The organism is Sulfurihydrogenibium yellowstonense SS-5, assembly GCF_000173615.1.
Taxonomy (GTDB): Bacteria; Aquificota; Aquificia; order Aquificales; family Hydrogenothermaceae; genus Sulfurihydrogenibium; species Sulfurihydrogenibium yellowstonense.
This window is the reverse complement of sequence record NZ_ABZS01000050.1, coordinates 1-9696: the sequence shown is the minus strand read 5'-3', so window position 1 is coordinate 9696 and position 9696 is coordinate 1. Positions and strand designations below refer to the sequence as shown.

Sequence of the window (9696 nt, the reverse complement as noted above, 5' to 3'; positions counted from 1 at the left end):
TGTCTTAAATTATCTTGGATACACCTACATAGATAGAGAAATAAACATAGACAAAGGCATTGAACTTGTTAAAAAAGCACTCGAGAAAATGCCGGACAGCCCTGCTTATATAGATAGCCTTGGTTGGGGGTACTACAAAAAAGGTAATTATACTGAGGCTGAAAAGCTGATAAAAAAAGCACTTGAAAAAATGCCCGATGACCCGGTATTAAACGAGCATTATGCAGATATTTTACAAAAATTAAACAAAAAACAAGATGCTAAAGAGTATTACAAAAAAGCTTTAGAATTAATAGATAAAAAGGGAGAAGGAGAGCCAAAGCAAAAAGAAAGAGTTTTAAGAAAGCTTAAAGATTTGAGGTAAGTAAGATGAAAAATTTAAAATTTCTAATTATTGTTCTGTTTTCTGCTTTATTTTTAAACTCTTGTTCTACAACTACATTTAAACCTTTTTACTGTGAGAATAAGTTTAAAGAGATAAAACAAAAAGATAATGCCATTCCTGATAAATTTAGCTTTGCTGGTTCTGCGATGGTTTCTGGCTTGCCGGCATTAGTAAAAGGAGAATTTAGAGAAAATGAAAAAATGTATATATCATCTCCCTTTGGAAAAAATCTTTTGACAATAGAAAGAAAAGATGGTTCTTTATGTGTCAAAGCTTCAGGATTTGAATCTTGTAATTCCGGAGAGATTTTATCCTTAGTATCCCTTTATATGCCACAAGCAAAACCATTGACAGATATAACTCTTTTAAAAAGTTTAATATCTAAAAAATTCAGCATCCAAGAAAACGAAAAGTATGAATGTGATGGCAATACATTAAAGATAATCAGACCGGAGTACACACTTGTTTATGAAGAAGGAAATTTAAGAAAGATAATCTATAAAGACTATACAGTTGAGTATGGTTTAAACAATGAAATTCAGCTTACAAATAATGGCAGCGTTTTAATGAAGCTTAATATATCAAATTTGAACTTTATTAAATGAATAAGTAATATTTATACCTAATGATTTTTTATAGAATTTAAAATGAGATCCTTCGGCCTTATGGCCACAGGATGACAGGAAAAGGTTGAATGATGGACATCAGAAAGGTGACCTTATTTGTCATTCTGAGCGAAGCGAAGAATCTTATGTTTTTGTTGAATTTCTCACCCAACGTATATTATAAAAAGTCATAAACATTTACAGGAGGTTAGAAAAGGTTGAGAGATATTCAAGAGTTGAAAGAAATAGCAAGAGAGCTTAGAATTGATATTATCACAATGGTGTACAACGCCCAGTCTGGACATCCGGGTGGGTCTTTGTCTGCCATTGATATATTAACTGTTTTATATTTTGGCGGGTTTTTAAGATATGACCCAAAAAATCCTTGGTGGGAAAACAGGGATAGATTTATCCTTTCTAAAGGACATGCATCACCTGCTTTATACTCAGTGTTGGCAAAAGCTGGTTATATACCAAAAGAAGAATTATCTACTTACAGAAAAATAAAGGGATTTGCTCCGGATGGATATAGTAGATTGCAAGGTCATCCTGCATGGCAAGGAAATAAACACGGTGTTCCCGGAGCAGAAGCTTCAACAGGTTCCTTAGGTCAAGGTTTGTCGGTAGCAATCGGTCAAGCTCTTTCTGGAAGGCTTGCAAATAAGGATTATAAAGTTTATGTAATGCTTGGAGATGGAGAAGTTCAGGAAGGTATGACTTGGGAAGCTGCAATGTTTGCAGGACATCATAAGTTAGATAATCTAATAGCAATTCTTGATAATAATAATCTTCAAATTGATGGAGATGTAAGACAGATTGTAAACATACATCCACTAAAAGAAAAGTATGAAGCTTTTGGCTGGCATGTAATAGAGATTGATGGACATGATTATCAGCAGATAATAGATGCCTTTACTCAAGCAAATCAAATAAAAGGAAAGCCAATCATGATTGTAGCTCATACAGTTAAAGGTAAAGGCGTATCGTTTATGGAGAATAACTTTAAATGGCACGGCGTTGCACCAAGCAAAGAAGAGTATGAGATAGCAATCCAAGAATTAACATCCGGAGGTGTGTAGTTTGATGGCTGAAAAAATTGATATAAATAAATTACCTAAAAAAGCATTAAGAGATACATACGGAGAAGTCTTGGTTGAGCTTGGAAAGATAGACCCGGAAATGGTTGTTTTAGATGCAGATTTATCAGAATCTACAAGAACCCATAAATTTCATGTTGCTTATCCGGATAGATTTTTCAATGCCGGAATTGCAGAACAAAACTTGATTGGTATAGCTGCAGGACTTGCTTATACCGGCAGGACTGTTTATGCATCTTCATTTGCCATATTTATAGCTGGAAGACCTTGGGAGATAATCAGACAGCAAATAGCTTACAATAAACTAAACGTTAAACTTGTAGCTTCTCATGGTGGTGTTTCTGTAGGTCAAGATGGAGCTTCTCATCAAATGAATGAAGATGTATCATTAATGAGAACGCTGCCAAATATGAATGTAATCGTTCCTGCAGATAGCGTTGAGATGGAAAAAGTTCTTAAAAAAGTTCATTGGATTAAAGAGCCGTTTTATATAAGAATGGGAAGGGAAAAATTCCCGGTAATATTGCCTGAAAACTACGAGTTTGAACTTGGTAAAGGTTATGTATTAAAAGAAGGTAAGGATGTATCTGTTATAGCCTGCGGTGTAATGGTTTCTATGGCTTTACAAGCTGCTTACGAGCTAGAAGATGAAGGTATAGATGTAGAAGTTATAAACATGTCTTCTATAAAACCTATTGATAAAGATTTAATCATACAAACCGCTAAAAAAACAGGTGCAGTGGTTACATCAGAAGAGCATTCTATAATCGGCGGTCTTGGAAGTGCAGTGGCAGAAGTTTTAGCAGAAAATTATCCAACTATCCTTGTAAGACATGGTGTTGAAGATAGATTTGGCATATCCGGTCCGGCTTGGGAAGTAATGGAAGAGCTTGGCTTATCTGTGTCGGGTTTAAAGAAAAAGATAAAAGAAGCTTTAACTAAAAAAGTGAGATGATTGTTAAAATCTGTGGCATAACTCTGCCAAGTCAAGCAAAAGAAATATCAGAGTATGGAGCAGATTATATAGGTGTTATAACCTATCCAAAAAGTCCAAGATATATTGGCATTGAAAGGATTAAAGAAATAAAAGAAAATCTAAAAAATAGTAAGCTTGTGGCGGTTGTTGTAAATCCAATCTTAGAGCAGGCTTTAGAACTTTTAAACATAGCTGATTTTATCCAGTTTCATGGAGATGAAGATCTAGATTTTGTTAAAAAATTTCCGAAAAATAGAGTTATAAAGGCAATCAGAGTTAAAAACGAATCAGATTTAGAAAAAATAAAGACGTTTAAAAACGAAGATATTACAGTTTTAGTTGATGCGTTTAAAGAAGGTGTTTATGGTGGGACGGGGGAGATGATAGATTTAAATCTCTTGAAAAAAATTACAGACGTGTATGACAAAGTAATCATCTCCGGCGGTCTGTCTGAAACCAATCTTAAAGAAATTTTAAACCATGTAAAACCTTACGGAGTTGATGCATCATCAAAGTTAGAAGTATCTCCAGGTGTTAAAGACTTGGATAAAGTTAAAAAATTTATAGACATTGCGAAAAACAGATGAGTCAGTTTATAAAAAATATAAAACCTATTTGGGAAGAGAAAACAGCTCCGGTTGTAGATTTTCTGTATAGATTAAACATAACTCCAAACTTTCTAACCATTTGTGGCTTGATTTTAATTTTTATTGGAAGCTATTTTATCTATCTAAATTATCTGTTTATTGCTGGGATTTTTATTCTTTTTGGAAATATTTTTGATGCGCTTGATGGATACCTTGCAAGAAAGTATAACAAAACTTCAACTTTTGGAGCTTTTTTAGATTCTGTCATAGATAGATACTCTGATGTGGTTCCAATTTTTGTTTTGATTTATCTGTATAAGGATGATGATTTGTTTTTTTTGATTGGTGCAGCGGCTATAATCGGCTCATTTATGACAAGCTACACAAGGGCAAGATGTGAAGGTCTTGGATATGAATGTAAAATAGGTGCATTTGAAAGACCGGAAAGGTCAATATTTTTAATCATTGGACTTTTATCCGGAATGGTTTTTTATAGCATTCTTTTAATAGCCATCGGCTCAAACTTTACAGCATTCCAAAGAATTTTTTATTTTTATAAAGAAAGTTCTAAGCTTTGACTCTATAGTGTATAGAGTGTTCTAAAAATCAATGTTATCATTCTGAAGCCGGCGAAGAATCTCGTGTTTTTTCAAATCGAAAAATCAAAAGAGAAGATCCTTCGGCCTAAGGATGACGAAGAGGTAAGTTTGCAAGAATTTTGGAACACTCTTCAAAGACACCTGACACTGATGAAAAAATAGATTAAAATGGATAGATTTCTTTGATTTTCAATAGAAAGACTTTTTAAGTCTATCAGGCAGCAACCAGTGTTTTTTTAAATATAACAATTAAAAAAGGATTTTTTAAAGATAATTGATCATTTGAAAAGAGATTTTGTGATTTGAAAATTGATTATTTCTTGTCGGATTTTTCTATGATAAAAAATTCAAAACAAATAAACCCCGGCGTCGACCTACTTTCCCGACCGGTCTCCCGGCCAGTATCATGGGCGCTGGTGGGCTTAACTGCCGGGTTCGGAATGGAAGCCGGGTGTTTCCCCACCGCTATGGACACCAGGGAATTGGCAACCCAGTAGGTTAGTAGGACTGTAGGTAGTAAAAGGCCAAGCCAAACGGGCGATTAGTACTGCTTGGCTCCACCCGTTACCGAGCTTCCACCTGCAGCCTATCAACGTGGTAGTCTCCCACGGCCCTTCAGGGATACCTTATCTTGAGGTGGGCTTCACGCTTAGATGCTTTCAGCGCTTATCCCGTAGCAGGATGGCTACCCAGCGCTGCTCTTGGGGAACAACTGGTACACCAGAGCCTGCCCCATCCCGGTCCTCTCGTACTAAGGATGGCTCCTCTCAAGTATCCTGCGCCTGCGGCGGATAGGGACCGAACTGTCTCACGACGTTCTGAACCCAGCTCGCGTGCCGCTTTAATGGGCGAACAGCCCAACCCTTGGGACCTACTTCAGCCCCAGGATGCGACGAGCCGACATCGAGGTGCCAAACCCCGCCGTCGATGTGGGCTCTTGGGCGGGATTAGCCTGTTATCCCCGGAGTAGCTTTTATCCGCTGATCGCATGCCCTTCCACTCGGAACATGCGGGTCACTAAGCCCCGCTTTCGCGTCTGCTCGACTTGTCAGTCTCGCAGTCAGGCACCCTTATGCCTTTGCACTCTAACGGTGGATTTCCGACCCACCTGAGGGTACCTTTGGGCGCCTCCGTTACCCTTTAGGAGGCGACCGCCCCAGTCAAACTGCCCGCCTGACATTGTCCCTGCCGTGGGTAACACGGCTAGGTTAGTTTACCCACACATCCAGGGTGGTATCTCACCGGCGCCTCCATGCCCCCCGAAAGGGGCACTTCTTAGGCTCCCACCTATCCTGCGCAGGATGCGCAGGCAAACAGTGCCAGGGTACAGTAAAGCTTCACAGGGTCTTTCCGTCCTGCCGCAGGTAGCCGGAATCTTGACCGGCACTACAATTTCACCGGGACTCTCCTCGAGACAGCGTCCAGATCGTTGGACCATTCATGCAGGTCGGAACTTACCCGACAAGGAATTTCGCTACCTTAGGACCGTTATAGTTACGGCCGCCGTTTACCCGGGCTTCGGTTTGGGGCTTATCACCCCTCCCCTTAACCTACGGGCACTGGGCAGGTTTCACACTGCATACGTCCTCTTTCGAGTTTGCGCAGTGCTGTGTTTTTGGTAAACAGTCGCCTGGACCTGGTTTCTGCGACCCACCTTGCGGTGGGCACCCCTTATTCCGAAGGTACGGGGTCAGTTTGCCGAGTTCCTTGAGGAGAGTTACCCCGAAGCGCCTTAGGCTGCTAACCCACTCCACCTGTGTCGGTTTCCGGTACGGTCAGCCATCCTTCGACGACCACGACACTATTTCTTGGCAGTCTGAAGTCACACCAGTTGGCTAAGCACGAGGCTTAGCCTCCTCATCACGCCTTGGGCTTGTATGAGGAACGGATTTGCCTATTCCTCGCCCTCGGACGCTTAAAGGGAGCGATCCAAATCTCCCCTGGTGCTATCCTCCTGCGTCGTGCCTTGGTCTCCAGACAGCTGGTGCAGGAATATTAACCTGCTTCCCATCGGCTACTGCTTTCGCCCTCACCTTAGGGTACCGACTAACCCAATCCTGATTTACATTGGATTGGAACCCTTGGAGTTCCGGCGGACAGGTTTCTCACCTGTCTTTGGCTGCTACTCATACCAGGATTCTCACTTCCCTGCAGTCCATCCCTCCTTACGGTGAGACTTCAGCCCGCAGGGAACGCTCCCCTACCGCTTGCTGTTAAAGCAAGCCCGCAGCTTCGGTGGCATGCTTAGCCCCGTTAAATTTTCGGCGCAAAGCCTCTCGACGAGTGAGCTGTTACGCACTCTTTAAAGGATGGCTGCCTCTAAGCCAACCTCCTCGCTGTCTTCGAGGCTTTACATCCTTCTCCACTTAGCATGCACTTTGGGACCTTAGCTGGCGGTCTGGGTTGTTTCCCTCTCGACTACGGAGCTGATCCCCCGTAGTCTCACTGCCAAGCTATCCTCCCGGGCATTCGGAGTTTGGTTGGGTTCGGTACCCCTTTCGGGGCCCTAGCCCAATCAGTATCTCTACCTCCCGGGGGAAACGCTTGACGCTGCACGTCGATGCATTTCGGGGAGAACGAGCTATCACGGAACGCGATTGGCTTTTCACCCCTATCCACACCTCATCCAACTGTGTTGCAGCACCGACTGGTTCAGGCCTCCAGACGGTGTTACCCGTCCTTCACCTTGGGCATGGATAGATCGTTCCGCTTCGCGTCTGCAGCATGCGACTAATAGCGCCCTAATTCGGACTTGGTTTCCCTACGCCTTCGCCTATCGGCTTAAGCTTGCCGCATACCACAACTCCCTGGCTCATTTTCCAAGAGGCACGCAGTCGGACTTTTTAATAGTCCTTCCACTGGCTTGTAGATCCATGGTTTCAGGTTCTCTTTCACTCCCCTTGCAGGGGTTCTTTTCACCTTTCCCTCGCGGTACTGTTGCGCTATCGGTCAGTCAGGAATATTTAGCCTTACCCAGTGGTCTGGGCTGATTCCCACTACCTTTCACGGGGGCAGTGGTACTCGGGATTAGCAGCTAGGAAGACTGTCAGTTTTTGCATACGGGGCTTTCACCCTCTATGGCGTAGCGTTCCAGCTACTTCTGCTAACTGACAGTTTTGTAACTTCCCCAGACAGTGGTAGCTGTCTGCGCCGGCTATCCCACTACCCCAGTGTGGCTAAGGCTACCACCATGGCACCACACTGGTTTAGGCTCTTCCCCGTTCGCTCGCCGCTACTTAGGGAATCCCATTGCGGTTTCTTTTCCTCCGGCTACTAAAAGGTTTTACTTCGCCGAGTTCGGCTCCGCTGACGCGGATGACTGGCTATTAACCAGCCGGGTTTCCCCATTCGGGAATCCTCGGATCAATGCCTGCTTGCGGCTCCCCGAGGCTTATCGCAGCTTGCCACGCCCTTCATCCCTTCTGACTGCCTTAGGCATCCACCATGGACCCTTAGCAGCTTGGCCTTATCTACTACCTACAGCCTACTAACCTATTCAATTGCCAAGGTACCTTTTTTACTACTTTACTCTTACTTATATTATTACTTCTTACTCTTTTACTTTTTGCCTACTTACTTAACTTATACTCTTTTCTTTTTTCTTTACTTTTACCAATTTTTACTTTTACTATTTCCTATTTTCCTTTTCCTTTACCGCTATGGAGACGAGGGGACTTGAACCCCTGACCCTCTGCGTGCAAAGCAGATGCTCTCCCAACTGAGCTACGTCCCCATTTTCTATGGGCCTTAGTGGACTCGAACCACTGACCTTACCCTTATCAGGGGTACGCTCTAACCGCCTGAGCTAAAGGCCCTTAGCAAATTAGGAAGGAAGCTAAGAAGATGAGCTGTTTTTTGTATAGGATATCCCTATAAAGGAGGTGATCCAGCCCCAGGTTCCCCTAGGGCTACCTTGTTACGACTTCGCCCCAGTCATCAGGCCCATCATCGGCCCCTGCCTCCTTTGCAGGTTAGCTCGGGGACTTCCGATGAACCCGACTCCCATGGCGTGACGGGCGGTGTGTACAAGACCCGGGAACGTATTCACGGCGACATTGCTGATTCGCCATTACTACCGATTCCGCCTTCATGAGGGTGAGTTGCAACCCTCAATCTGCACCACGACAGGGTTTAGGGGATTAGCTCCGCCTTACGGCGTTGCAGCCCATTGTCCCTGCCACTGTAGCGCCTGTGTAGCCCAGGGCATAAAGGGCATACTGATCTGACGTCATCCCCTCCTTCCTCCGGCTTATCGCCGGCAGTCTCCTGTGAGTACCCGGCATTACCCGCTGGTAACACAGGACAAGGGTTGCGCTCGTTGCGGGACTTAACCCAACATCTCACGACACGAGCTGACGACGACCATGCACCACCTGTGCGGCGCGGCTATGAATAATCATAGCCTAGGGTACTTTCATACCCGACACACCGCATGTCAAACCCTGGTGAGGTTTTTCGGTTAGCATCGAATTAAACCAGACGCTCCACCGGTTGTGCGGGTCCCCGTCAATTCCTTTGAGTTTCAACCTTGCGGCCGTACTCCCCAGGCGGGATGCTTAACGCGTTAGCTTACGGCACGGACTACTTTCGTAGCCCACATCTAGCATCCATCGTTTACGGCTAGGACTACCCGGGTATCTAATCCGGTTTGCTCCCCTAGCTTTCGTCCCTCAGCGTCAGGACAGTTCCAGTCGGCCGCCTTCGCCACTGGTGTTCCTCCCGATATCTACGCATTTCACCGCTACACCGGGAATTCCGCCGACCTCTCCCTGCCTCAAGTTTAGCAGTTTGGAAGGCAGTTTCACGGTTGAGCCGTGAAATTTCACCAACCACTTGCTAAACCGCCTACGGACCCTTTACGCCCAGTAAATTCGCGCAACGTTCGGGACCTACGTATTACCGCGGCTGCTGGCACGTAGTTAGCCGTCCCTTATTCCTGGGGTACCGTCATTATCTTCCCCCAGAAAAGGTGTTTACACCCCGAAGGGCTTCATCCACCACGCGGCGTTGCTGGGTCAGCCTTTCGGCCATTGCCCAATATTCCCCACTGCTGCCCCCCGTAGGGGTGCGGGCCGTGTCTCAGTCCCACTGTGACCGGTCATCCTCTCAGACCGGTTACCCGTCGTAGCCTTGGTGAGCCATTACCTCACCAACTAGCTGATGGGACGCAGCCCCATCCATAGGCACCCATAAGGGCTTTGGAGCCTCCTCATTATTGGGTATTAGCACCCCTTTCGGGATGTTATCCCCAACCTATGGGTAGGTAAGCTACGTGTTACTCACCCGTTTGCCGGTCGCCAGCACTACTACCCGAAGGTAGTAGCCTGCTGCCCCACGACTTGCATGTGTTAGGCACGCCGCCAACGTTCGCGCTGAGCCAGGATCAAACTCTCCAAAAGAATCTTTTGAAGACCTCGCCCATCTCTTAGCTTCCTTATTCATTGCCA

At 44.7% G+C, this 9696-nt stretch carries 6 protein-coding genes, 2 tRNA genes and 3 rRNA genes; 6 read left to right on the top strand and 5 right to left on the bottom strand.

All coding sequences use genetic code 11. The features are described 5' to 3' along the window. From SULYE_RS03145 to SULYE_RS03120, 6 genes are all read left to right on the top strand, one after another. Positions 1-364 (top strand): tetratricopeptide repeat protein (locus tag SULYE_RS03145; RefSeq protein ID WP_007546422.1); only part of this gene is annotated, 364 nt, incomplete at its 5' end. A 5-nt stretch (positions 365-369) separates the two neighbouring features. Continuing rightward, complete coding sequence (locus SULYE_RS03140) at positions 370-990, top strand: hypothetical protein (protein WP_007546421.1); 621 nt, start codon at positions 370-372, stop codon at positions 988-990. A gap of 218 nt (positions 991-1208) precedes the next feature. Beyond that, positions 1209-2069 carry a transketolase gene (locus tag SULYE_RS03135; RefSeq protein ID WP_007546420.1) on the top strand — a complete coding sequence of 287 codons (861 nt, stop codon included), beginning with the start codon at positions 1209-1211 and terminating at the stop codon, positions 2067-2069. A gap of 4 nt (positions 2070-2073) precedes the next feature. Then, positions 2074-3042 carry a transketolase family protein gene (locus tag SULYE_RS03130; protein ID WP_007546419.1) on the top strand — a complete coding sequence of 323 codons (969 nt, stop codon included), beginning with the start codon at positions 2074-2076 and terminating at the stop codon, positions 3040-3042. Beyond that, entirely contained in the window at positions 3039-3650 is a 612-nt protein-coding gene (locus SULYE_RS03125) for a phosphoribosylanthranilate isomerase (RefSeq protein ID WP_007546418.1), read from the top strand. The genes SULYE_RS03130 and SULYE_RS03125 overlap by 4 nt, the downstream gene beginning before the upstream one ends. Beyond that, a complete protein-coding gene (locus SULYE_RS03120) occupies positions 3647-4228 on the top strand; it encodes a CDP-alcohol phosphatidyltransferase family protein (RefSeq protein WP_007546416.1) in 582 nt (193 codons plus the stop codon). The genes SULYE_RS03125 and SULYE_RS03120 overlap by 4 nt, the downstream gene beginning before the upstream one ends. Positions 4229-4610: 382 nt before the next feature. Here the strand turns inward: SULYE_RS03120 and rrf are convergent. The 5 genes from rrf to SULYE_RS03095 all read right to left on the bottom strand — a co-directional run bounded on the left by rrf (position 4611) and on the right by SULYE_RS03095 (position 9648). Then, positions 4611-4728 (bottom strand): 5S ribosomal RNA (rrf, locus tag SULYE_RS03115). Between the two features lie 41 nt (positions 4729-4769). After that, positions 4770-7715 (bottom strand): 23S ribosomal RNA (locus SULYE_RS03110). Positions 7716-7909: 194 nt separating this feature from the next. Next, positions 7910-7982 (bottom strand) — tRNA-Ala (locus SULYE_RS03105). A gap of 8 nt (positions 7983-7990) precedes the next feature. Beyond that, positions 7991-8064 (bottom strand) — tRNA-Ile (locus tag SULYE_RS03100). Positions 8065-8123: 59 nt separating this feature from the next. Next, positions 8124-9648, bottom strand: a 16S ribosomal RNA gene (locus tag SULYE_RS03095). The 16S, 23S and 5S rRNA genes sit together here with 2 tRNA genes alongside, the layout of an rRNA operon. Positions 9649-9696: the final 48 nt, after the last annotated feature.

Excerpts from the sequence above, each read along its gene's own strand:
- SULYE_RS03140 (WP_007546421.1), top strand. The coding sequence starts at position 370 with ATGAAAAATTTAAAATTTCTAATTATTGTTCTGTTTTCTGCTTTATTT.
- SULYE_RS03130 (WP_007546419.1), top strand. The coding sequence starts at position 2,074 with ATGGCTGAAAAAATTGATATAAATAAATTACCTAAAAAAGCATTAAGA.
- SULYE_RS03125 (WP_007546418.1), top strand. The coding sequence starts at position 3,039 with ATGATTGTTAAAATCTGTGGCATAACTCTGCCAAGTCAAGCAAAAGAA.
- SULYE_RS03120 (WP_007546416.1), top strand. The coding sequence starts at position 3,647 with ATGAGTCAGTTTATAAAAAATATAAAACCTATTTGGGAAGAGAAAACA.